The organism is Desulforamulus profundi, from assembly GCF_002607855.1.
Genome location: NZ_AWQQ01000055.1, coordinates 18,214 through 41,884, shown reverse-complemented (window position 1 = coordinate 41,884; position 23,671 = coordinate 18,214). Strand labels below are relative to the sequence as shown.

Below are 23,671 nucleotides of genomic sequence, written 5' to 3'. Positions count from 1 at the left end.
ATTGGTTAAGGTGCGAAGGGTGGGAAGATGCAACGAGCGGCCGGGGCATCTGTAGTCTTTTCATCCCCTGTCCGCACCCAGTAACTGGTTACGGTGCCATATTGCAGGGCAGTATGTTTCCTGGCAGCCAGGGTCACGGGGTCGTCAACCGGCGGGGGCAGCGGGCAGGTTCCCCATGCCCAAAGAATTTCTTCCTTATGAAAACCTTTCTTTAATAGCTGCTCCAGTACCACCGGCACGGCCCGGGAGGCACTGTAAACAGCCGCCACCAGGCTGGTCGGTCCGGCAAACGATTGGTTTCTATATTATGTAAAAAAGAAAGGAGGATGCACATGGGCGGTACAGCATATGGCGGTTTATTTGGCAGCAACATTTCGTTCATTCTTTTCCTGGTTCTGATCCTGTTGTTCTTTGGTAGATGCTTTGGCTACGGCATCGATCCCTAGTTTCTCTACATCCTCCTGCGGTACCCCTGGCTGCTGCCAGGGGTACCGTTCTTTTTTACAAAGCAAACTCAATGCCGCAAAGAGGATGAGTTAGGGTCGGTCTCTTCGCATTGCATTTTTTAGAATAAACCTACCGTACGCCCGTATTCATCGATATCCACGTTATGGGCTGCGGGTTTGGACCCCAGGCCAGGCATGGTACGCATGGCTCCGGCCAGCGGGTAAAGGAATCCGGCCCCAACGGATGCCCGGATGTCCCGGATGGGGAAGATATAGTTCCCGGGGCGTCCCTTCATGGACGGGTCGTGGCTGATGGACAGGTGGGTTTTGGCCATGCAAATGGGCAGGTGCCCCAGGCCAAGGTCCTCAAATTGCTTGATCTTGCGCTCTGCCAGGGGTTCATAAACCACTCCGTCCGCATTGTAGACCCTGGTGGCCAGAATTTCAATCTTTTCTTTAATGCTGATGTTGTCCGGATAGAGCAGTTGGAAATCCGCGGGCTTTTCGCACGCAGCCACAACGGCCTCGGCCAGTTCGACCGCCCCTTCACCGCCGTCTGCCCAGACCGTGATGGGGTAAGCCCCCAGCGCTCCTGCTTCCATGGCTTTTTCCCGTACCAGTGCCACTTCGGCATCGGTATCCGGGGTGAAGCGGTTGATGGAGACAACCACCGGCACACCGAAATAGCTGGCCACTTGAATATGGTGCGCCAGGTTGGCACAGCCCTTTGCCAGGGCGGGCAGGTTTTCCCGGGTTAATTCTTCGGGCAGGGGCTTGCCGGCCACCACATTGCCCAGGCCACCGTGCATCTTTAAGGCGCGGATGGTGCAGGTAATGACTACGCAGCTGGGACGCAGGCCGGACTGGCGGCACTTAATATTCATGAATTTCTCCATGCCCAGGTCGGAGCCGAAGCCACTCTCGGTTACCACGTAATCCGCCAGCCGGAGAGCAATTTTGTCCGCCAGGACGGAGTTGTTGCCGTGGGCAATGTTGGCAAAGGGTCCGGCATGCATGATGCAGGCCTGTCCTTCCAAGGTCTGCACCAGGTTTGGCTTGAGGGCTTCTTTCATCATTACGGTCATAGCACCGGCGGCTTTCAGGTCTTCTGCGGTGACCGGTTTGCCGTCGTAGGTATAGGCAACAATAATGCGGCCCAGGCGCCGGCGGAGGTCGTGCAGGTTTTCGGCCAATGCCAGGATGGCCATGACTTCCGAGGCCACCGCCATGTCAAAGCTGGTCTGGCGGGGATAGCCGTTTTCCTTGCCGCCCAAACCGATGACAATATCCCGCAGGGCCCGGTCATTGGTATCCAGCACCCGGTTCCACATGACGGTCATGGGGTCGATGTTTAAGGGATTGCCCAGCAGGATGGAGGTGTCAATCATGGCTGACAGCAGGTTGTTGGCGGCTTCCACCGCATGAATGTCGCCGGTGAAGTGAATATTGATGTCTTCCATGGGAACCACCTGGCGTAACCGCCGCCGGCAGCCCCCCTTTAATGCCGAAAACCGGTCCCATGGAGGCTGTCTCAGGGTGGTAATAACTTGTTTGCCAATTTTGCCAAGGCCCTGGGTTAACCCTATGGTGGTTACCGTTTTCCCTTCTCCCAGGGGCGTGGGCGTTATGGCAGTAATGTCGATCAATTTGCCAAGGGGTTTGTCGTTAAATTTTCTCAGGACATCCAGGTTGATTTTCGCCTTGTATTTGCCGTAAAGGTCAATGTCATCTTCTCCTAAACCGATGCTTCCGGCAATCTCGGTAATGGGAATCATTTTATGGGCCTGGGCAATCTCCAGGTCGCTGGGGACAACCTTCATGTAGTGTAACCTCCTCTAATCAATTCTCTGCACTTTGGGGAGCGCTTTAACGCCATCAGCTATTGGCTGTTGCTGTTGGCCCTTAGGGTATTCCTCTGGGGTCCTGTTGTTAGACTTTGGGATCATGCTTAAGGGTCCTGTAAAAGGCAATAAAACACTAACAACTGGACCCATAAGAAATACTCATAAGGCTAACAACAAGACCCGATAGAAATCCCCTTAAGACTCGACCATTAAGCCTGACCCGTAAGCTTACTTTCCACTTTCTGCAAAAATTTCTCCAGGTGAATAATGAAACGTTCATGGGTGCCGGAGCCAATGGGACCTGCTTCGTCGGCAGCGTCCACCTTAAAGACCAGGCGCTTGCCATCAATTTCGATTAGCTCAGCCCGGGCCACCACCTTCATGCCGACGGGCGTGGCGGCGGTATGTTTAACGTTGACCAGGGTGCCCACGGTGGTTTGTCCCTCGGTCAAACATTGATCCGCCAGTTCCAGAGCGGCTTTTTCCATCAGCCCGATCATGGCCGGGGTGGCAAAAACCCTGACCCCGCCGCTGCCGTAGGCAATGGCTGTATTACTGTCTGCTACCGTGATGCTTGTTTCATGCGTTAGACCTACTTTTAATTCCATCCAATAACCCTCCTGTGGTAGTTTTTTCATAAATATACAATATCTTCTATTATACCCTAAAAACAAAATTCTCCAGCTTTTTCACTGGAGAATTAAAGATATGAAAGTTACTCGTAAATCCAGGTGTCAATGGCACGCCCGTAGTCCACCAGTTCCTCGGGACGGAAAAAGATGCCGATTTCACGCTGGGCACTTTCCAGGGAATCGGAACCGTGGATGATGTTGCGTCCCACGTCTACCCCGAAGGTGGCACGAATGGTGCCGGAAGCAGCTTTCAGAGGATTGGTGGCGCCCATCATTTCACGGGCGGTGGCCACCACATCTTTTCCTTCCACCACCATGGCCACCACCGGACCGGAGGTAATAAACTCAACCAGGCCCTGGAAAAAGGGTTTCCCTGCATGCTCCCCATAGTGTTTTTCAGCGATCTCCCGGGAGATCTGCATCATCTTGAGACCAACAATTTTATAGCCTCTCTGTTCAAAACGGCTGATAATTTGCCCCACAAGTCCCCGTTGAACTCCGTCAGGCTTGACCATTAAATAAGTACGTTCCATTTGTTTTCCTCCTCTTGATACGAAAGAGGTGTGCCTTAAATGGCACACTCTTTATTTTAAAACGTCTCTGTCATGTCCCAGGTGTCCAACGCTTCTAATACCGGTGTTTCCTATTATGCATGAACCGGCTTTTCCAGCCCGGCTTCCCGCATCAGTTCGGCAAATTCCTCTGCTTCGATGGTTTCTTTCTCCATTAATACCATGGCAATTTTGTCCAGGGTATCTCTGTGCTCGGTAAGCAAGGCCTTCGCCTTGCTGTAGGATTGATCGATCATCTTGCGCACTTCCCGGTCAATGGCATAGGCCACTTCTTCGGAGTAGTTACGGCCTCTGCCGATGTCCCTGCCCAGGAAGGGAGTATCCTGTTTATGACCTAAGGTGAGGGGACCCAGTTCTTCGCTCATACCGTATTCCATAATCATACGGCGTACGGTGCCGGTGGCCCGCTCCAGGTCGTTTTGCGCCCCGGTGCTGATTTCCTTCAGCACCACATCCTCGGCCACCCGGCCGCCCAGCAGCATGACCACATGGTCCAGCAGCATGGACTTGGTCATGTAGTAGCGGTCTTCCTTCGGCAGCAGCAGGGTGTAACCGCCTGCCCGGCCCCGGGGAATAATGGAGACCTTATGCACCGGGTCGGTATTGGGCAGCAGGTATCCCACCAGAGCATGGCCGGCTTCGTGATACGATACCAAACGTTTTTCCTTTTCGGAAATCACCTTGGATTTCTTTTCCGGACCGGCAATGACCCTTTCAATGGAGTCTTCCAACTCACGCATGCCGACCTTTTTCTTGCCGAAACGGGCCGCCAGCAGGGCCGCTTCATTCATCAAGTTGGCTAGGTCCGCACCGGTAAAGCCCGGGGTGCGGCGGGCCAGCACTTCTAAATTAACATCCTCTTCCAGGGGTTTCCCCTTGGCATGGACTTTGAGAATTTCTTCTCTGCCTTTAACATCCGGTTGATCCACCACCACCTGCCGGTCAAAACGACCGGGGCGCAGCAGCGCGGGGTCCAGAATATCCGGACGGTTGGTGGCAGCCACGATGATAATGCCTTCGTTGGGATTAAAACCGTCCATTTCTACCAGCAGCTGGTTCAGGGTTTGCTCACGTTCATCGTGGCCACCGCCCAAACCGGCGCCCCGCTGGCGTCCCACGGCATCAATTTCGTCGATAAACACGATACAAGGGGCGTTTTTCTTGGCCTGTTCAAACAAATCGCGGACCCTGGAGGCACCCACACCCACAAACATTTCCACAAAGTCCGAGCCGGATATGGAAAAGAAGGGCACCCCTGCCTCACCGGCCACAGCCCGGGCCAGCAGGGTTTTACCGGTGCCGGGGGGTCCAAAGAGCAGCACCCCTTTGGGGATTTTGGCGCCGATTTCGTTAAACTTTTTCGGGTTCTTCAAAAAATCTACGATTTCCGACAGTTCTTCTTTGACTTCGTCCGCCCCGGCCACATCTTCAAAGGTTATTTTTCTTTTTTCATCCGTATGTAACTTGGCCTTGCTCTTGCCAAAGGACATGACCCGGTTGCCGCCACCCTGGCTCTGCTGCATCATGAAGAAGAAAAGCAGCACAAAAATAAGGATGGGCAGCATGGTGGTTAAGAGTCCTGCCCACCAGGACGGTTCCGGAGGGGGAATCTGTTTATATTGGACGTTTTTCTCCCTGAGTAAGGGAATTAAAGTATCGTCGAGTATGGGACCATCCGTTTGGAAATCCCGGCCGTCTTTAAATTTGCCGGTGATCATGTTGGTGGATTTGTCGGTGGTCATTTCCACACTCTGAATTTTGTTTTGTTCCAAGGCGCTGATGAACTCATCGTAACGCAGCGGAACAATGGTGGTCTTTTTGTCCCCTGTGAACTGAATCAAGAATATGATAACCAGTACAATCAACAGGTAAATGCTAAGGTTTTTAAGAACCTTATTCAAAAATGTCACTCCTCCCTGCAAGGCCCGAGTCCCAAGATAGTCAATATTTTACCACAAGAGTTATTTGTTATCAATTTGCGTATTACTATCATTCCCATTTTCCAGGCTCAGTAGAATCACTTTTTCCGTAGAGTGGCCGACTGCCACGTCATCGGCCAAACGGATGCCGGCAACCCATACGATTCTGCCCGTTTTTTGCTCCACCACCAGAGGAATTTTGTCACGCAGGTGCCTGGGTACTTTGCGGTCAATCAGCATCTTTTTCAGCTTTACCCGTTTACCCAATCCGAAGGGAACCAGAACATCCCCCTCCTGCCTGAATCTTACCATCAGCGGGAGGGTTACCCTGTCATAGTCCAGAACCGCCTGGTGGGCGGGCAGTTCCCCGGGATGCCACGGCAACTCCTCTCTCCTTATGACCTGGCTGGTAATTTTCAATCCCGTTTCCGTGACAACACTGCCGGGGACAGGGAGTTCACAGGTCGTCATAGGAGCCTGCCGCTCCCGGGCCAGAAAAGCCAGCGTGTCATAGGTCAGCCGGACGTTGATACCGGCAGGAAGTTGCCAGACCCTTTCCGGTCCGCCTCCCCATAACCGTTCAACCAGGTGCTCCACATGCTCAAAGGTCAGGTCCTGTTTGGAACCATGGATGTTTTCCCAGGCAATCCGTATAATTCGCCGGGCCAGGGCGACGGGCTGGCGGGCCAGCCGGATTCGATCAAGCACCAGGCCGGTGGTTTCTTGGGAAAGGAGGACCTGTTTGTAAGCATGCCGCGCCAGGTCTTCCATAAATTCATCTTCGCTGCGGACCTGTTCTGCCATGCGGTTCAAAATATTCACCAAACCCGGGGAATATTCTTGTTCCAGCAAAGGAATCAGCCGGTGCCTCAATTTATTTCTCCGGTAAAGGGTCTTTAAATTGGAGCTGTCTGTGCGGAAAGAGATGCCATGGTCCTGGCAGTACTGCAAGATCTCCTCCCGCCGGATGCTTAGCAGGGGACGTATAAAAAGATTATCCCTGACCGGAGGGATGCCGGACAACCCGCTGAGTCCTGCGCCCCGCAGAAAATTCATTAAAACCGACTCCGCCTGGTCGTTGGCATGGTGGGCCAGGGCAATTTTGTTTCCCCCGGTTTTTTCCAGAACATCATAAAAAATTGGTAGCGTACTTCTCTGGCTGCTACCTGGGCCGATAAACGTTTTTCCCGGGCATAAGCAGGGACATTTCGTTCCTCAACCGTACAGGGAATTTTCCACCGTGAACACAACTCCCTGACAAAGCAGGCATCTTTTCTTGCTTCCTCTCCTCTGAACAGGTGGTTCAGATGAGCGACGTGCAGCGATATTCCCAGTTCCCCTGCCAGGCTACGGAAAATATGTAACAGTGCCACGGAGTCCGGTCCGCCGGAAACCCCCACAATAATCAATTGCCCCGGCTCAACCATTTTATGCCGGGCAATTTCTTTGCGAACCCTTGCCAACACCTCCATAGGCTATCTCCTCAGCCTCCCCAGTCTATAATAATAGATTCAACGCTTACCAATAATCTCCTTCCAAAAGGGGCTGAATATTCCTTTGTTATTTAAAATCCTGCCAGCCGGGGGAACTGTCTTTTGGCATCATAAATTCTCAGGGTTTAAAATGTAAGGTGCTGTTAACATGGGAGAAATGCTTTTGCAGTGTGGTTATAAAACCGGAAAACGAGAAAGTGAGAGGCGGGAGTCCTTTCAATCTCCCACCTCTCACCCCTTTATTACGATTCCAAGGATGTCTGCAGCCGGGCGGTGATGACCGTCATGTCATCCGGTATGCGACCGCCGGCAGCATTTTGGGCTGACTCCAGGATGACGTCTGCGGCTTCCTGGGCACCCATTTTACCCAGGTTTTGCAGTATGGCGGTCATCCACTGGTCCTGGTCCGCATCGGTGCCCCGGCAGGCGTCTAAGATGCCGTCGCTGACCATCACCAGCAGGTCCCCTTCTTCCAGCACCCTGTTCACGGATGCGAACTGCAGGTTTTCCACCACACCCACCGGCAGGGTATTGGCTTTAATAATCCCCACCCGGCGCCCCCGCACGATGTAACTGGGCACCGCGCCAATCTTTAAAAAGGTGCCGTTACCCGTGTAGAGATCCACCACCGCCAGGTCTACGGTGGAGAAGGTTTCTTCGGTGTACCTCAGCATCATGATAGAATTGACCGTCTTAACCGCCAAATCCTGACCAAAGCCGGACTCCAGCAAATGCTCCAGCAGGGAGACAATGGTGCCGCTTTCCTTGGCTGCCTTGGGACCCGTCCCCATGCCGTCGGACAGCAGCAGGGCCATGCGGCCTTCTTTCAACTGGAGGATGGAGTGGCTGTCCCCGGAGATTGAATTGCCGTCTTTGCCGATTTTGGCTACCCCGATATCGAGATTGTATTTTAAGGCAGGGTACAGCTTGAAGCAGCACTTGTCTTCGCCTTCCCTTAACTGGCAGTTGGTGCTGGCAACATTGAAACTCCTGCCCACCACCTTCGACACCACCGGAGCAACGGTGAAGCGGCACTCCATTTCGCCCCGGCAGGCCGGCTTTACCACGCCCACTTCCATTAAGCCGTCTTCCTTATGCAAGGTATACAAATCCTCGACGGGGATGCCCAGCCTGTCAAACTGGTGCCGCAGCGCCTCATCAATTTCCCCGTCCAGCTCCACATCAAATTCCAGTTCACTGGACATGTTCTCCATAATTTGAGAAACACCCTTGAGCTGCTCGGATACCAGTTCCCTGCTTTCCAGCAGGCGCTGGTGCCAGTAGTTGTTCACCTTGTAGGTTTCGTACAGGCAGGTGATGGTGATGGACATCTCTTTCAGCCTGGCGCAGCGCTTCTTGAGGTCTTCGGAAAGATCGTCAATGGTGATTTTGCCCTGCAGTTCCACCGTTGAAAGCATGTCCAGCATATTTTGATAGGTCCGGTAAAAGTCCCTTTCCCAGCAGGTCCGGTAAAGGGCGCAGCCGTCGCAGACCTTTTTACTCACCTCGGAAAACAACTGCTGCAGGCCATGTTCTTCCTGACTCTGCTGAACCGTGGTGGATACCTGTTCAAAACTCCTCGACAGTTCGGTAAAAATAGAGGCCCAGTTGCGGATCCGGTCCACCGTCAGTTCCCTCAGGCGGGTATCCTGCATGGGTGTTGCCGCCGGAGCTTCTTTGTTCAACCTGGGGAGGTGTTCTTTAATCTTTTCCTGCAGCCCGGCGGGAAACAGCAGGAACAGGAGGGTGGCAATGGCCGTCTCCGCCAGCACTCCGTTTAAGTCACCATAGTCGGAAACATAAATGGATAAAACAATATTGCCCAGCAAAAAACCCACGGCCACGGCAAGTTTGCCAAAATTCCGCACCGCCCCCGCCAGCACTCCGGCAAAGGAGTAGGCCCCCACAATGACCGGAGCCACCACAAAGGCGAGGCCGGGAATGACTCCCACCACCGCGCCGGTGGCGGCCCCCATACCGGCGCCCCCGGCCAGGGCGCCCAGTAAAATCATGAGCCGGCTGATAACGCCCCGCAGGGTTACAGTTTCATATTCCAGCCCGCCGGTGCCGGCGATAAGGCCCGCCACCAGCACCAAAAAACAAAAGGCTGTTTCCCCGGACATAGGCCTGTGCAGGCTTCCCCTGACAAAGGGGGTTAGGGCTTGTAAAAACAGACAGGTGAGAACGCCGGCAAAAACAGACTCAAAGCCTGCGGTGATATACGGATAGAGGGCCGGCCCCTGCGCACTGGTAAAAATACTCTTAACGGTGAGCGTTGTGACTGCCACAACCCCCGGGATCATCAGCCAGGGCCGGTTGATCTGGGGCTTCACGGACAGAATGGTGAAAAAACCGGCAATCACAATGGCGCTTGTGCTCCAAAATTGAACACCCCCGGTAACCGAGAAAAGACCAAGGATAACCGATATTACCAGCAGCGGCATGGGCCCAAAGGTCCAGGTCACGGCAGATACAAAGCTGACCCCAAAGGGAGACAGTTCTCCCAGTAGCACCGCCCGTCCCAAAAAGAATCCCACCAAGCAGAGAAGAAGACTTTCCCTGGCTAAAACTCGTCCAACCCATGCCAAAGAAAGCTTCCTTTCCCGGGTTTGTGTTTTTTTAACGGTGGGTGCACTCTGACGGCAACGAGGTTCCTTCTTTGTCTTTGACCCCTGTCCGGCCCTGTGGTATGTATAGATATCAATGCGATCAAACAACCTATCCCACCCCTTACTTTGTCGCTTTTGCTCCATTATAGTATAGGGGGTGGAAAATATCTGTCATTATTGGTAGGTTATTCCAATTTTTGTTTCGACAATTGCTGCGCTAATTCCCACACCAGGCCATGCAGGAGATCGCTCTCGGAGACCGTCAAACCCTTCAGGTTCAAGCTTTGCAGGACAATTTTCACAATGGTTACACCGGCCAGAATAATGTCGGCCCGCTCCGGCTGCAGGCCAACGATTTTTTTCCTTCCTTCGGGTCCCGCTGCCACCAGCATGGCCAGCAAGCGTTCAATTTCCGGCAACGGGAGGAAACAGCCGTGAACCCGTTCCGGCCGGTATTGCGCCAGCTGCAAAGACATGGCCCCCAGGGTGGTGGCAGTCCCCCCACCGCTACCAAGGATAGGTCTTTCCCCTGCCGGTTCTTGACTTCCCCCAGGGCAGGGGCCAGGAGTTCCCGGATCTGTTCTTCGGTGTGGCCTCCTTCAGTCATTCGCACGGCCCCTACGGGCAGGCTGACATAACGGACCCCCTCCTGTCCGAACCAAATCATCTCGGTGCTGCCACCGCCCACATCCAGGACCATGCTGGAACCCGCAGCAATGGGCAGACCAGCCAGTACTCCCCGGTAGCTGGCAGCCGCTTCCCTCTCTCCGGACAGGACAACCACTTCCAACCCGGTCCTCTGCCGGGTGAGCCGGAGAAATTCCTCCCTGTTGGCCGCATCCCTGACGGCGCTGGTAGCAGCGGCAATAATGCCCCGGGGATGAARGGTCCTATCTCCTTTAAAAACGCTTCAATGGCTAAAACGGTTCGCTCCATGGCCTCGGGCAGCAGGCGGCCATGGTTAATCCCCTGCCCCAGGCGGGTGGTAATCAGGCCGCTTTTCAAGGCAGTAACCGTACCACCGTTCACTTCCGCTAACAAAAACCTGGTTGAGTTGGTACCGATATCGATGCTGGCGAGAAGCACAGTATTTCCTCCTACTCGTCATGTTAATCCAATTCTCCCCATTACCCTTTCTGCAAAACATTACTCTTATTCTCTGGCCATCGGCCGTCAGCCTTCAGCCTTTAAAAAAAGCTGAGGGCCAAGGGCTGATGGCTGGACCCAAAAGGAATACCCCATAGCATACAAATAAGCATTCCCTCAAACAGAGAATGCTTATATAACGGAGTTGAACTTAGTACCTGGGGCCGCCGCGGCCGCCCCTTTTGGAATCGGTTTGCCTTTTCAGGTCAGACAACCGTTCGTCACTTTCTTTCATGAATTTGGCCAGTTTGTCTTCAAAGGAAGGTTCAAATTTGGGTTTGCGGGGAGCCTTAGTTGGCGAAGGATTGGCCTGCTTTAGAGACAGCCCGATCTTTCCTTTGGGATCCACCGAAATAATCTTGACTTTCACCTTGTCGTTTACCTTGAGAAACTCATGAATATCCTTCACATACACTTCGGCAACTTCGGAAATGTGCACCAGCCCGGTCTGGCCGCCCGGTAGCTCTACAAATGCACCAAAATTCGTAATCCCGGTAACGACACCCTCTACGATATTACCCTGTTCCAACGACATGTACTTGCAAGTGCCTCCTTAATTGGCAAACCAAACATTACTTAGTAAAAGTATATTGTAACAGCATGAGAGGTGTCAATACGGATGGCCCAATCAGTCGTAGATGTTCTTGTAGGGTACGTTAAAGGTCTCCCCCTGTGGTTTGTTTTCCTTTGATGGGGTGGTCTGTGGCTTTTTATTGTTTTCCTGCTGAGACTGGGCCTGCACCACCAGGGTTTCTCCCGGTTTCACCAGTCCCAGTTGCTCCCTGGCCACCTGCTCAACATAAGAATCCGATTTAATTTGCTTAATTTCCTGCCTTAATGCTGCATTCCTGCTCTTTAACTCTTCCACCTGACTTTGCAGGGAATCCATATTGCTTTGCATGGCATGCAGCTTGTTAAACTGGCTGCCCAGGGAAAAAACAAAATACGCTGCAAGGGCAACCGAAAAAAACAGCACCAGTTTACTTTTTCCGCGCTTGCGCCGGACCGCTCCAATCTGTTCTTTATTTTCCCGGTGCAGCTTTAGTTCTGCAACCCTGCCTTTTCCTGTGGAAATCATTCGCCCACTTCCTCCTCATCCTCGGGGCCAAACAAGCCCAGGTTCTGTCCTGGTATCACAATTACAACTTGATATCCCTTGGTACGAGCCCGGTTAAACAAAGTGGCCACGGAACTGGGACTAAGCTTTAACTTGGCGGCAATTTTCTCTGTGGAGTAACCCATTTCCTTGAGGGTTACCACCTGGCGTTCTCGGAAGCTGAGTTTCTCTGCACCTCTTATTTCCACCTGCACTTTGTCCAACCCCCGACCGGAATCCACATGTTATCCACAAAGTATTCACAAGCTGTGTACAAATTTATTACATTATTACTACAATATTACTACAAGCCTGGTTTTTTCCTAGCTGTTTGCAAGAAAAGAATACGAAGTATTCCCCCAAAAAAGGAGAAAACAGGACTTTTGTCCTGTTAGTCCTTGTCTTTGTATTCAAAAATCGGAAATATCGAAGAGATTCGATTTCTGAAACTTTGTTTTACACGCCGTACCGGTCGACCCAGCAGCTTATTGAGAACCGTCCTGGTTCCCCTCAGGACTTTCCCCGTGACACCCACCACAAACCCAAGGGGAATGGCCACCAGCAAATAAACCCCCCTGAAAGGAAGGCATACCATACGCCAGGTAAATGAAAGGGCTTTGATAAACCATCTCCATAGCTGATGAAGGGTTCTAAAGGTCCACTGGATGATTGAGGTTGTACGCCGGCTGAAAATATTTAAATAAATAACGGCTCCCAGGGCCAGGCCCAACATAACATATACCCGGACTTCACCCCAGTTGCCCAACAGGAGCAGTACAAAGACAACCACTGTCAGCACAAGCCAAAATAACACGTCCCCCAGAGCCGTGCCGATCCTGCGCAGTTTTAAGGTCCCCCTGGTCACCTTATAAAGGTCGTAACAAAAGCCTGCTACCATACCGATAACAATGGTTAACGCAAAATAATAAAACTGATCCATCAAGGGAACCAATTGCTGCACCACCTTTTTGAGAGGTGAGAGGTGAGAGGTGAGATTAGAGGTGAGAGTGCCTATTCCCCACTCTAACAACCAACCCTGTACATCTCTTCTTTCAGTTACTTAAGTAACCGGTTGATAAAGCCTTTGCCCCTGGCTTTGGTGCCTTTGGCGGATCGGCCTTCCACATATTCCAAACCGTTGATAACTCCTTCCACCACCAAACTGCCCTGGTCGAGGTTAAGATGGGTAATGTGCATCCCCTCTCCCTTTAACTGCAAAAACCCCATATTGGTATCCAGGGTGATCTCCTGCTCATCAAAACTCCCCACGTGATGGACACCCTCTAATGTTAGTTTTTTCCGGCCTTCAATACTTAAAATATGCTTGCCGTACTGTTCCACAGTACCCCTCCGTTCACAGCGGACTTCGACCAGGTAAAATTCCACGGTAAAATATATGCTGGCAGGCTCTGGGGTATTCCTGTTAGCCTTATGGGTATTTCTTTGGGGTCTGCTTGCTAGCCTTATGAGTAATGCTATAGGGTCCAGTTGCTGGCCTTTGGGGTCATTCTATAAGGTCCTGTTGTTAAATCAGAAACTACTAACAACTAGACCCGTAAGGAATACCGTAAGTCTAAAGACAGGACCCGAAAGAAATACCCTAAGTCAAAAAGACGGCGCTAGGCCGTCTTTTCTATCTATACAGTTTTTCAATGTTAATGTCCTTAAAGTAGAAGCGGATGATGTCCTCGGGGGAAGTGCCGTTTTCCGCCATGTTTTTGGCACCCCATTGAGACATGCCCACACCGTGGCCGAACCCTTTGCCGGTGAGTACCAGGTTGCCCCCCTGCACGGACACATTGGTTAAAAACATGGAACGGATTTCGGTGCTGCCCGCTGCCAGGCGGAAGGCGGGACCTCCCACCACCGCATTGTTGATCTTCATTTGAACCGTGCGCCCTGACGGGCCCTTTTTAGCGATGGCGGCGGATGTCAAGGGGCCGGGGTCCTGGCCGGAGATACTCTTTACCGCCTCCCGGACCTTGGTGCCGGGAATTGTCGCCGTCCACTGCCGGATTTCCGGCAGCGTGTTTTGCACAGACGCAGGGTCGTTTGCATTGGCTTTGATATAAGGGGTAGGTGTCTTGTGATAGGCCAGTCCCTCGGCGGCACTGGCGGTTCTGCCGCCGTTGCTGGCAGAAAACCAGGCCTTGATGTACCTGCCGTTATGCGTGATGACCTCTCCCCTGGTTTTTTGGACCGCCTGCCGAACATTATCCGTTATGCGGGAGGGGTCATAAGCCTGGGATTCTTCCACACTGGTGGATACATCGGTACCGTGCAGTTTTTTTACCCGGCCGGCTTCAATGTTTTCCATGGTGAAGGTACGGGCTAAAATGGCCTGGGCCGCCAGGGCATTCACCGGCCAGGCGGGTTCCATTTCCGCCGCCACCACCCCGGTCACGTACTCCTCTAACTTAATTTGCTTCTTTTCGCCCGTCTCATTGACAAAGAGACTGATAGTGGGCTCTTCCTTGTATTGCCTGGGGCCGGGGGCGGCCGGTTTCCTGGCCAGCTGGCACCCCAGAGCAAGAAAGGTAACCAACAGGAGCAATGTAAGAACAGACAAACAACATTTTCTCAAGGCAAAACCCCTCCGTTTTTCATTGTTTGTCTTATTTTCTTCATGTTTAACCAAAAATATGTGGAAATAAGAAGGACACTTCCACCGGGGAAGTGCCCTAAAGTTGGCAAATACTTAATGTTCAATAACCTTATACAGACTGGCTGCTTCTTTTGCAGGAACCGTTTCTTTAATTTCCAGAATTTCAAACACCAGTTTTCTGGCTCCAAAATTCAGCTCAACCTTGTCCCCGGGCTTAACCTCAAGACCCGCCTTGGCAACGCGGTTGTTCACCAGCACCTGACCGCCGTCACAGACCTCTTTGGCCAGGGTCCGGCGTTTGATGACCCTGGAAACCTTCAGGAACTTATCCAGTCTCAAACCACAAGTACCTCCAAAAATTTTAAAGCTTATTCCACAGGCAGGTTGGCTACGGCATCCTTTAATACCTTGCCGGCCTTAAATACAGGAACTCTGGTGGCAGGGATTTGGATGGCTTCCCCTGTTTGGGGGTTGCGGCCTTCGCGGGCTTTGCGGGGTTTGGACTCAAAGGTGCCAAAACCTACCAGTTGGATTTTGTCTCCTTTGGACAGCGCGTCCTCAATGCTGCTTAATACTGCGGAGACTGCCTTTTCAGCATCTTTTTTGCTCAGTTCGGTTTTTTCTGCTACAGCAGAAATCAGTTCGGCCTTGTTCAAATAAGGACCCTCCTTGAAATCAGAATAACTATTTTTGCTAATTCGCTATTTTATTGGGTTTTCCTCCCAGGAAGCAAAATCTCCTGCTATTTTTATTCAAATTTTGATTTTTTTGAGTCTTCCCACCACCGGTCCATTTGTTCCAGGGTCAACTGCGAGAGTTCCTGCCCGTTTTGCAGGGCTTGCTGTTCGATGTACTGAAACCTTTTGATAAACTTGTCGGTGGTGCGGGTTAAAGACCCCTCTGCTTCGACATGCAGCAGCCTCGCCAAATTCACCACGGCAAAGAGCAAATCCCCCACCTCTTCTGCCACTGCCGCGGCCTGCCGGTTTTCCAGAGCCTGGAGGACTTCCTTCAGCTCTTCGTAGACCTTGTCCAATGCGCCGGTGTAATCCGGCCAGTCAAAACCTACCCGGGCGGCTTTGGCTTGCACCTTTTCAGCCCGCAGCAGAGCGGGCAGTGCCCTGGGGATATTCCCCAGGTAGGACGGCTTTTTGGTTTGTTCTCCCTGTTCCTGGGCCTTGATCTTATCCCAGTTGATCAGTACCTCCTGGCTGTTGTTAACATGGGTGGTGCCAAAAACGTGGGGGTGTCTTCTCAGCATCTTTTCTGTGATGGACAGCACCACGTCGTTCATATCAAACTGCCTGTTTTCACTGGCAATTTGTGCATGAAAAACGATTTGTAGTAATAAGTCTCCCAATTCTTCACATATTTTATACATTTGCCCTTCGTCCAGGGCCTCAATTACCTCATAGGTTTCTTCAATCAGATACTGTTTCAGACTTTGGTGGGTTTGTTCCCTGTCCCAGGGACAGCCGTTTTCCGCCCTCAGTGCCGCCATCACTTCCACCAAAGGGTCTAATGGGAAGGAACAGGCGTAGACAGCATCTTCGCCGGCGCCACAGGGTTCCCCGGCAACAGACCCGGCCTCCTCGCCTTCCTCTGCTTCCGGTAAAGGGCCGATATAAAGGCTGGTCAGGTGATCAATCCAGGATAACCGGTCCAGTTCATAAAGGGGGACCTGCTCAATCCTTTCTTCTCCCGGAATCCCCGCCGCCCTTACGACGGTAACCTGGTGCTCGTCCGGGTATATCTCCATCAGGCTGAGCTTGGTATCACCGGCGGTCATGCGGTCGTAAACCTGGGTTAGCACCGTCCCAACCCTGGGGTCCGGCTGCTGTTCGTCCAACTGCAGGGCATCGATAATATGTAGACCTTTGCAGGGGTCCAACCCCAGGGTGGCGGACAGAGCATCCAGGAAGCTCATGGCGGGGATTACGCGGGTGTTGATGCCCTGCCGGGCAGCCAGGTCCAGGACCAGGCGGACAGATTCTTCCGCCACCATCGGGTGACCTGGCACGGCATAAATAACCGGCCCTTCCTGAGCCGCTGCCACCACTTCCCCGGCAATGTTCAGGTAGACTTCTTCAAAGGTAGCCGCCTGCCGGTAATGGTGATCCAGGGAACGATAGGACAGGCCCTTTTGATCTAACCATTTCACGGTGGGGTGAACTGCAGTACGCAGGTAAACCGGCCTGCCGGAGTTTAAGAGTTCCCAGACCCGCAGGGGGATCATCCCCGGGTCCCCGGGGCCGAGGCCCACGATGGTGATAAGGTTGTCCAATTACAATCTCCTCCTTGTAGCCCAAAGGTATTTCTCCATGAGCAGCTCTTATGCTATTAGACTTAAGGGTATTTCTTTTAGGTCCAGTACTTAGACTTTCGGGTATTCCTGGTGGGTCCAGTTGTTAGTATTGTTTTGCTAAAAACAGGACCCTAGAGAATGGCCCAAAAGGCCTTCAACTGGACCCCTAAGCAATACCCGTTAGGCCAGACCCCAAAGGAATACCCACGAACACAAAAAAAGGGGCCTGTTCGGCCCTTTTATCGTGATTTATTGTTCCATTTGTTTAGCCAGGAAACCGGCGGCAGTTTCGGCCAGTTTGAGTTCCATTTCTCCCATCTTGACGTCCGGATCTTTGGAGGCTAGGATAACTGCGCCGATTGGGTCCCCTTCAGAAATAATCGGAGCAATAACTTCTGAAGAATATTTGCATTCGCCGTCCTCCGTGATGCCACATTCCTTACAATGAGGATCGTTGCCCGGGTTGTTTATAACGACAGCCTTCCGATCTTCCATGACTTTCTCAACATTGGGGCCAATGGGTTTGTTGATAAATTCTTTTTTCGGAGCCCCAGCCACAGCAATGATGGTGTCCCGGTCAGCAATGCAGGCGATATGACCCAGGGCTTCATATAACGAATCGGCATATTCCTTTGCAAAATCGCCTAATTCGCCGATGGGTGAGTACTTTTTAAGAATTACTTCACCTTCCCTATCCACAAAAATCTCCAGGGGGTCTCCTTCACGAATCCTCAATGTTCTTCTAATCTCTTTTGGTATAACCACTCGACCTAAATCGTCAATACGACGAACAATACCCGTTGCTTTCATATGAGTTTCCTTCCCTCCTTTTTCTGCATAATCTACGCGGATTAATCTTCATTGATAGTATATAACGGGAGGGAAGGTGTTATTCATATTTTTCCATCGTTAGAACTTTATTTTCGGGTTTTGGTTTTTCATCTATTTTTTTGACGAATCCCCTGTTTTTGGGGCTAATTTGTTCTCGACCTTGGCATTTTTTCTCAAACCCTCAACGTACTGGGAAAATTTGGCTTGCTTTGCTTCGCCCTCCAACTGGGCAACAATGGTGTCCTTGACTTCGTCCAGGGACTTCTGGGTCGCCGGTAAGATCTTTTCCAGCTTAATAATATGATAGCCATAGGCGCTTTTTACCGGCTCCCGGGTAATTTCGCCGGGTTTCAGTGCCACTGCAGCCTTTTCAAAGTCCGGGTCGGTGGTGCCGGTCCCCTTGTCAATGGTATAGCTGCCGCCGTTTTCCCGGGTTCCCAGGTCATCGGACAATTCCCTGGCCACCGAAGCAAAGTCACGGCCCTTCTGGGTAACTTCAGCCAGGGCCAGTTTGGCCGCTTCCAGCGCTTCCTTGTCGGTGCGCTTGGGAGCATTGGCCTGCTTGCTGTCAATGGCAAACAACATATGTTTTACTTCCAGTCGCTCGGGGGTACCAATGGGTTCCATATCCTTATGTTCATTATAAAACTTAGTAATTTCCTCTTCAGTGGGTTTCTTGGTGTCGGCGGTTACCTTTTCATAGAGCTTGGTATAAGCATTTTTTAAAACAATATTGTCCCTTACATCCTGCTCGGTCATTTTGGCTTCTTCCAGGGCTTTCTTAAAGTCTTCTTCTTTGCCGATACTGGCTTTGATTTCATTAAACTCTTTGTCGACTTCCTCTTTGGAGGGGGTCAGTTTTTGCTTCTCGGCTTCCTGAACAATCAGGGTTTGTACGATCAATTCATCCAAAATCCCTTGTTCTATTTGGGCTTTCATTTCCTTATTGGCTTCGCTATTTAAATCCATGCCAAATTGTTTGGCTGCTACATTTAACCGCTTGTCCAGTTCCTGCCGGGTAATTTCCTTCCCGTTCACGGTGGCCACCACATTGGCCTTATTATTGGCACAGCCTGTAAAGAATAAGGCCAGGCTAAACAGCAACGGCAGGCCTAAACGAAAAAATTTACTTTTCACTACACAAGTTCCCCCTTTTGCATGATACCGCCATTATACAACGATAAGGATGGACCGGCAAGTTATTTCAGCCGGCCCAGGAAAGTGTCTAATTGTTCCAGTTTTCTAAGTCCGATTTCACCCTTGTCCCGGGTCAGCAGCTTTATTTCAAATCCCTCGGGAGAGGTATGAAACTTAACATTATTCTTATACTTCTCACTGACAGCCACCAGTTTTTCCCCGTCCAGGGGCGCCTCGGGCGCAAACAACAGCCTGTAATTGCCCTGCTGCCGGCTGATGCTTTTGATGCGCAGCTCCCTGCCTGTAATCTTTAGCTTTGTGACTTGCAGCAGGCAGCGGACGCTCTCGGGCAGGTTGCCGTAGCGATCCACCAGTTCCTCCTCCAGGTCGGAAATTTCCGAGGCGTCCTGTATGGCGGCCAGGCGGCGGTACAGTTCCACCTTCTGGTTGCCGTCGGGCACGTAGGTGTCGGGAATGTAGGCTTCCACCGGAAGTTCCACCGCTGTATCCACCACCTGCTCCACCTTTTCACCCCGGGCCTCCTGGACCGCTTCTTCCAGCAGGCGGCAGTACAGGTCAAAGCCCACCTCGGCGATGTGCCCGTGCTGCTGGGCCCCCAGAATATTGCCGGCGCCCCTAATTTCCAAATCCCGCATGGCAATTTTAAAGCCGGAGCCAAGCTCGGTAAATTCCCGGATGGCGGAAAGCCTTCGCTCGCTGACCTCTGTCAATACCTTATCCCGCCGGAACAGGAAATAGGCGTAGGCCAACCGGTTGGTCCGCCCCACCCTGCCTCGCAGCTGGTAAAGTTGGGACAAACCAAAGTGATCGGCGTCTTTCACAATCAGGGTATTCACATTGGAAATATCCAGACCGGTTTCCACGATGGTGGTGCATACCAGCACATCATAAGCACCGTCCATAAACTCCAGCATCATTTGTTCCAGTTCATCTTCCTTCATTTGGCCGTGGGCCACCCCGATGCGGGCCTCCGGCACCAGGCTCTGCAGCCAACCCGCCAACCGGTCCAAATCCATGACCCGGTTGTGCACAAAGTAAACCTGGCCGCCCCGGTTCAGCTCCCGCCGGATGGCCTCCCGGATTAAGACCGGGTCCTCCTCCAAAACGTAGGTCTGGACCGGGAACCGTTCCTCCGGCGGGGTCTCCAGCAGGCTGGTGTCCCGCACCCCCACCAGTGACATGTGCAGAGTACGGGGGATGGGTGTGGCCGTCAGGGTCAATACGTCCACATTCTTGCGCATCTGTTTAAGCCTTTCCTTATGGCTGACCCCGAAGCGCTGCTCCTCATCCACCACCAGAAAGCCCAGGTTTTTAAAAAGGATATCGTCCTGCACCAGGCGGTGGGTGCCGATGACAATGTCCACTTCCCCGATGGCCAGCCCGGCCAGCACCTGCCTCTGCTCTTTGGGCGTACGGAAGCGGGACAGCATCTCGATGCGCACCGGGTAATTGGCAAACCGCTCCCGGAAGGTGTTGTAATGCTGTTGGGCCAGGATGGTGGTAGGCACCAGTACCGCCACCTGCTTGTTGTCCATGACCGCTTTGAAGGCTGCCCGCAGGGCCACCTCGGTCTTCCCGTAGCCCACATCGCCGCAAAGCAACCGGTCCATGGGCCTGGTTTTTTCCATATCCCGTTTTACTTCCTCAATGGCCCTCAGTTGGTCCGGTGTTTCCTCAAAGGGGAACAGCGCCTCAAATTCTGCCTGCCAGGGCGTATCCTCCGAAAATGCATGGCCCTTCACGGTTTGGCGGGAAGCATAGAGCTCCAGCAGCTCTTTGGCCATATCCCGCACCGCTTCCCGCACCTTGGCCTTGGCTTTGGACCATTCGGTGCCGCCCAGCCGGGAAAGCTTGGGGTGGTCGGCTTCCGCTCCCAGGTACTTCTGCAGCATCCCTACCTGATCGGTGGCACGTAGAGTTTGTCTTCCCCTGCGTACTGCAGCTGCAGGTAATCCTTTTGCAGGCCGCCGATATCCATGGTAATCATGCCCAGGTAGCGGCCAATGCCATGATTGACGTGAACCACGTAATCCCCGGCCTTTAAGTCCGCCAGGGGTTCCATTTTGGCATCCGGCCGGGCCCGGTGCTTGCGGGCCTTTTTGCGCTGGCCGAATATTTCCGCATCGGTAATGACCACTAGGCGGGCGGAAATCAATTCAAAACCGTTGGCCAGCTGGCCCACGGTAATCACCACATTGCCTTCCCGCACTTCGTTGTCCAGCTGTTTGACCCGGAAGGCATCAATTTTGGCGTCCTTTAACAACCGCAGCAGGTTGGCCGCCCTTTCTTCGGCGGATACCAGCAGGGCCACGGCATAGCTTCTCCGCCGCCAGTGACGAATTTCGTCCGCCAGCACTTCCGAGTGGCCCAGGAAGCTGTGCATGGCCTTGGCCGAAAAGTTGACAACGTTTTGGGGTCTGAAATACTGGGGATTACGCGGCAAAAAGGAACAGTAGATCCCTTGCCGCCGCTCCATAGGGGCCAAAAGCTGGCGCCACTCCAAATAGCTGCTGAAGTGACCGGGCAGCACCTTGCCTTTGCCCAGCAGGTCGGTGTAGATCTCGTTTCTTTCTTTGAGGATGGTGTCCGCCACTTCCTTAAAACGGATGGGATCGTCCACCAGCAGTAGGGGTTGTTCAAAGAAATAGTCCAGCAGGGTGACCGGCTCGGGATAAAAATAAGAAAGAAGCTGCTCCATCCCCGCAAAGGGTACTCTGCGGCGGATTTGCTCCAGCACCATGGCGCCCTGGGAGGAAAGCTGGTGCACCGCGTCCACCGACCCGGAACGTTGTAACTTTTTTAATTGATTTTTATATTCCAGTTCATAGTTCTCTTCACACCGCTGCCAGGCCTCCCGGGTTACCACCAGTTCCCGGCAGGGGGTGATGCGAATCTGCTTTAACTTATCCAGGGACCGCTGGTTGGCCACATCGAAGTGGCGGATAGAATCCACTTCGTCATCAAAGAACTCAATGCGCACGGGGTTGGCCGCGGTCATGGGATAAATATCGAGGATGCCGCCCCGGCTGGAAAATTGCCCCCGTCCCTCCACCAGGTCCACTCTTTCGTAACCCAGTTCCACCAGGTCCAGGCGCAATTTTTCCAGGTCCACCCTTTGGCCCAGGGAGAGTTCCAGCTTGACCCGGCGAAATACTTCGGGCGGCGCCAGTCTTCGCAACAGCGCCTCCACCGAGGTGACCACCACCATGGACTCGCCCGCCGTGAGTTTCTCCAGCACCCTCAGCCGCTGGGCCAGCACTTCGTTGCTGTGGGCCAGTACCTGGTAGGGCAGCAGCTGCCACACCGGGAAGGGCTGTACCTGAATTCCCGGCAGCAGGGAGGTCAAGTCGTCCACCAGGGTGCCTGCTTCGGTCTCTCCCGGAGTAACCACCAAAATCGGCCGGCCGGCAGCCGCCAACCCGGCGAACAGGTAACTGCGCTGGGAACCGGACAACCCGAACACCATCTGCTGGGTAAAACCTTTCTCCAGCCCCTGTAGCAGGTTTTGATATTCAATTGTTGACTCTAATGGCCGTAATAGTCCGTTCATTTGTTCTCCTGTGTTTTGAGAAGTGAGAGGGGTAAACGGCTTCAGCCTGGCAGAAGATGACGGGGTAGGTTTTCCCCATGATCTTCACCAGGCATTTTGGTTCTATTCTTATGTTAGTGCCCTTTTGCAGGCAAATTATATCCCAGTTATTTATGTCCCGTCAAGCGGCTCTTGGCACGGCCGCTATAGTAAACCACCGCCAGGTTCCAGGCGGTATGGGTCAGGGTTGCCACCAAAAGGGCCGGTAAAAGACCGCTGCCGCTGTAAACCCGTGCAGTGATGAAACCGAACAGGCTGTGCGCCGCCAAAGCCGTCCAGCCTGCCGCCACTCCCCTGGCACCCCTACGCCACAGTTCCACCAGCGCTTCCACCATGCCAAAGCCCGCATGGGTCCACAGAACAGGCGCCCCCAGGAACACCGCCCACAGGGTCTTGGCCGCTTCTTCCGCCAGGGGGGTCAGGTAGGTAATGCCTTTGTTGCCTGTGGCCGGCAGTATCCGGCCGTTCACCGCCCAGGCTGTGCCGGCGGCCAGAATAGTGGCAGCCAGGGCGAAAGGAATATCTGGGGCCTGGATCAATTCAGGCATGGAACACCTCCCGGGCCATCAGCCATCAGCCATCAGCCATCAGCCATCAGCCATCAGCCATCAGCCATCAGCCATCAATGGACGGCCGTCTTGGCTATAGGGTTCCCTAGAACCGAAAAAACTTTAATAAGCTCAACGTTTTAAATGGGTTATTCTTGTGCAGGGGCTTCCTCCGGGCCGTTGTTTTCCTTGTGGCCGTCCGTCTTTGGTTTCTCCTTCCGGCTTTTGGGCTTTTGGTTAAACTTGTTCATGGCTTTTTCGGTGCCCTCAAGCACCCATACCTTTACGGCATCCACTGCCGCTGCGATGGCGGGTCCCACAAGCTCTGCCTCGGTGCCGGTGATTTTTCCCAGGACATGGCCCACCGCGCCATGTTCCGGTCGCCCGATCCCCACCCTCATGCGGGCAAAATCCTGGGTGCCAAGCAGTTCGATAATGTTCTTCAATCCTTTTTGTCCCCCGGCGCTGCCGTTTTTACGAATACGCAGGCAGCCCGGCGGCAGGTCCATGTCGTCCGTAATTACCAGGACATCCCGGGGCGTCAGTTTGTACCAGTTCAGCAGGGCAACCACTGCCTGGCCGCTCAGGTTCATGTAGGTTTGGGGTTTGGCCAGAATCACCTTTTGGCCGCCAATCTGCGCTTGTCCCACCAGGCTTTATGCTGGTTCTTGTTTACATCCAGCCCCAATTCCCCGGCCAGACTATCCACAACCATAAAGCCTATGTTATGCCTGGTCTGCGCATATTCTGCACCTGGATTGCCCAGGCCTACGATCAATTTCATAAAAGCAACCTCCTTTACCGAAGGTATTGTACCCTAGTAAGCAGTTGGAGGCAATAGCAAAATGCACCAAATAGCCTGCCCGTTTGAGGGCAGG

21 protein-coding genes and 4 pseudogenes are annotated in these 23,671 nt (G+C 52.9%); all 25 read right to left on the bottom strand.

What is annotated here, in order from left to right; translation table 11 throughout:
* Window positions 1-5: 5 nt before the first annotated feature.
* Window positions 6-269 (bottom strand): methenyltetrahydromethanopterin cyclohydrolase, encoded by a 264-nt coding sequence (locus P378_RS10125; RefSeq protein ID WP_099083175.1) that lies wholly within the window; start codon window positions 267-269, stop codon window positions 6-8.
* 87 nt (window positions 270-356) lie between these two features.
* Complete coding sequence (locus tag P378_RS19560; RefSeq protein WP_180261058.1) at window positions 357-512, bottom strand: hypothetical protein; 156 nt, start codon at window positions 510-512, stop codon at window positions 357-359.
* A 53-nt stretch (window positions 513-565) separates the two neighbouring features.
* A complete protein-coding gene (locus tag P378_RS10120; RefSeq protein ID WP_099083174.1) occupies window positions 566-2,266 on the bottom strand; it encodes a formate--tetrahydrofolate ligase in 1,701 nt (566 codons plus the stop codon).
* A gap of 233 nt (window positions 2,267-2,499) precedes the next feature.
* On the bottom strand, window positions 2,500-2,898 hold the full coding sequence (locus P378_RS10115) for a thioesterase family protein (RefSeq protein ID WP_099083173.1): 399 nt from the start codon (window positions 2,896-2,898) through the stop codon (window positions 2,500-2,502).
* Between the two features lie 107 nt (window positions 2,899-3,005).
* The gene (gene ndk, locus P378_RS10110) at window positions 3,006-3,455 is read right to left on the bottom strand and encodes a nucleoside-diphosphate kinase (protein ID WP_099083172.1); all 450 of its coding nucleotides are present in this window, start codon (window positions 3,453-3,455) and stop codon (window positions 3,006-3,008) included.
* A gap of 113 nt (window positions 3,456-3,568) precedes the next feature.
* On the bottom strand, window positions 3,569-5,395 hold the full coding sequence (gene ftsH / locus P378_RS10105; RefSeq protein WP_099083171.1) for an ATP-dependent zinc metalloprotease FtsH: 1,827 nt from the start codon (window positions 5,393-5,395) through the stop codon (window positions 3,569-3,571).
* 60 nt (window positions 5,396-5,455) lie between these two features.
* Window positions 5,456-5,725 (bottom strand): tRNA lysidine(34) synthetase TilS, encoded by a 270-nt coding sequence (gene tilS / locus P378_RS21630; protein ID WP_238473118.1) that lies wholly within the window; start codon window positions 5,723-5,725, stop codon window positions 5,456-5,458.
* A 600-nt stretch (window positions 5,726-6,325) separates the two neighbouring features.
* Window positions 6,326-6,840 (bottom strand): annotated as a pseudogene (gene tilS / locus P378_RS24500) (tRNA lysidine(34) synthetase TilS); the annotation flags it as partial.
* Window positions 6,841-7,148: 308 nt separating this feature from the next.
* Window positions 7,149-9,623 (bottom strand): stage II sporulation protein E, encoded by a 2,475-nt coding sequence (gene spoIIE / locus P378_RS10095; RefSeq protein WP_099083170.1) that lies wholly within the window; start codon window positions 9,621-9,623, stop codon window positions 7,149-7,151.
* A 77-nt stretch (window positions 9,624-9,700) separates the two neighbouring features.
* Complete coding sequence (locus P378_RS22955; RefSeq protein ID WP_274378692.1) at window positions 9,701-9,985, bottom strand: Ppx/GppA phosphatase family protein; 285 nt, start codon at window positions 9,983-9,985, stop codon at window positions 9,701-9,703.
* 182 nt (window positions 9,986-10,167) lie between these two features.
* A pseudogene (locus P378_RS22950) lies at window positions 10,168-10,383 on the bottom strand (Ppx/GppA phosphatase family protein); the annotation flags it as partial.
* Between the two features lie 429 nt (window positions 10,384-10,812).
* Window positions 10,813-11,196, bottom strand: coding sequence for a S1 RNA-binding domain-containing protein (locus P378_RS10085; protein ID WP_099083169.1), 384 nt, complete (start codon window positions 11,194-11,196; stop codon window positions 10,813-10,815).
* A gap of 93 nt (window positions 11,197-11,289) precedes the next feature.
* Complete coding sequence (locus P378_RS10080) at window positions 11,290-11,739, bottom strand: FtsB family cell division protein (RefSeq protein WP_099083168.1); 450 nt, start codon at window positions 11,737-11,739, stop codon at window positions 11,290-11,292.
* Complete coding sequence (locus tag P378_RS10075) at window positions 11,736-11,972, bottom strand: bifunctional helix-turn-helix transcriptional regulator/alpha/beta hydrolase (RefSeq protein ID WP_099083167.1); 237 nt, start codon at window positions 11,970-11,972, stop codon at window positions 11,736-11,738. The genes P378_RS10080 and P378_RS10075 overlap by 4 nt, the downstream gene beginning before the upstream one ends.
* 176 nt (window positions 11,973-12,148) lie before the next feature.
* Window positions 12,149-12,718 carry a spore cortex biosynthesis protein YabQ gene (gene yabQ / locus P378_RS10070; protein ID WP_238473105.1) on the bottom strand — a complete coding sequence of 190 codons (570 nt, stop codon included), beginning with the start codon at window positions 12,716-12,718 and terminating at the stop codon, window positions 12,149-12,151.
* Window positions 12,719-12,813: 95 nt separating this feature from the next.
* Window positions 12,814-13,098, bottom strand: coding sequence for a sporulation protein YabP (gene yabP, locus P378_RS10065; protein ID WP_099083165.1), 285 nt, complete (start codon window positions 13,096-13,098; stop codon window positions 12,814-12,816).
* Between the two features lie 292 nt (window positions 13,099-13,390).
* The gene (locus tag P378_RS10060) at window positions 13,391-14,341 is read right to left on the bottom strand and encodes a SpoIID/LytB domain-containing protein (RefSeq protein ID WP_099083237.1); all 951 of its coding nucleotides are present in this window, start codon (window positions 14,339-14,341) and stop codon (window positions 13,391-13,393) included.
* Window positions 14,342-14,455: 114 nt separating this feature from the next.
* Window positions 14,456-14,701: an RNA-binding S4 domain-containing protein gene (locus P378_RS10055; RefSeq protein ID WP_099083164.1), complete on the bottom strand. Its 246-nt coding sequence runs from the start codon at window positions 14,699-14,701 to the stop codon at window positions 14,456-14,458.
* Between the two features lie 29 nt (window positions 14,702-14,730).
* A complete protein-coding gene (locus tag P378_RS10050) occupies window positions 14,731-15,060 on the bottom strand; it encodes an HU family DNA-binding protein (RefSeq protein WP_274378694.1) in 330 nt (109 codons plus the stop codon).
* Between the two features lie 50 nt (window positions 15,061-15,110).
* Window positions 15,111-16,646, bottom strand: a complete 1,536-nt coding sequence (gene yabN, locus P378_RS10045; RefSeq protein ID WP_099083162.1) for a bifunctional methyltransferase/pyrophosphohydrolase YabN — start codon at window positions 16,644-16,646, stop codon at window positions 15,111-15,113.
* A 270-nt stretch (window positions 16,647-16,916) separates the two neighbouring features.
* A complete protein-coding gene (gene spoVT / locus P378_RS10040; protein ID WP_099083161.1) occupies window positions 16,917-17,477 on the bottom strand; it encodes a stage V sporulation protein T in 561 nt (186 codons plus the stop codon).
* 132 nt (window positions 17,478-17,609) lie between these two features.
* Entirely contained in the window at window positions 17,610-18,635 is a 1,026-nt protein-coding gene (locus P378_RS10035) for a peptidylprolyl isomerase (protein WP_099083160.1), read from the bottom strand.
* 62 nt (window positions 18,636-18,697) lie between these two features.
* Window positions 18,698-22,206, bottom strand: a pseudogene (gene mfd, locus P378_RS10030) (transcription-repair coupling factor).
* 146 nt (window positions 22,207-22,352) lie between these two features.
* Window positions 22,353-22,793: a hypothetical protein gene (locus P378_RS10025; protein ID WP_099083159.1), complete on the bottom strand. Its 441-nt coding sequence runs from the start codon at window positions 22,791-22,793 to the stop codon at window positions 22,353-22,355.
* Window positions 22,794-22,942: 149 nt separating this feature from the next.
* Window positions 22,943-23,577 (bottom strand): annotated as a pseudogene (pth, locus tag P378_RS10020) (aminoacyl-tRNA hydrolase).
* Window positions 23,578-23,671: the final 94 nt, after the last annotated feature.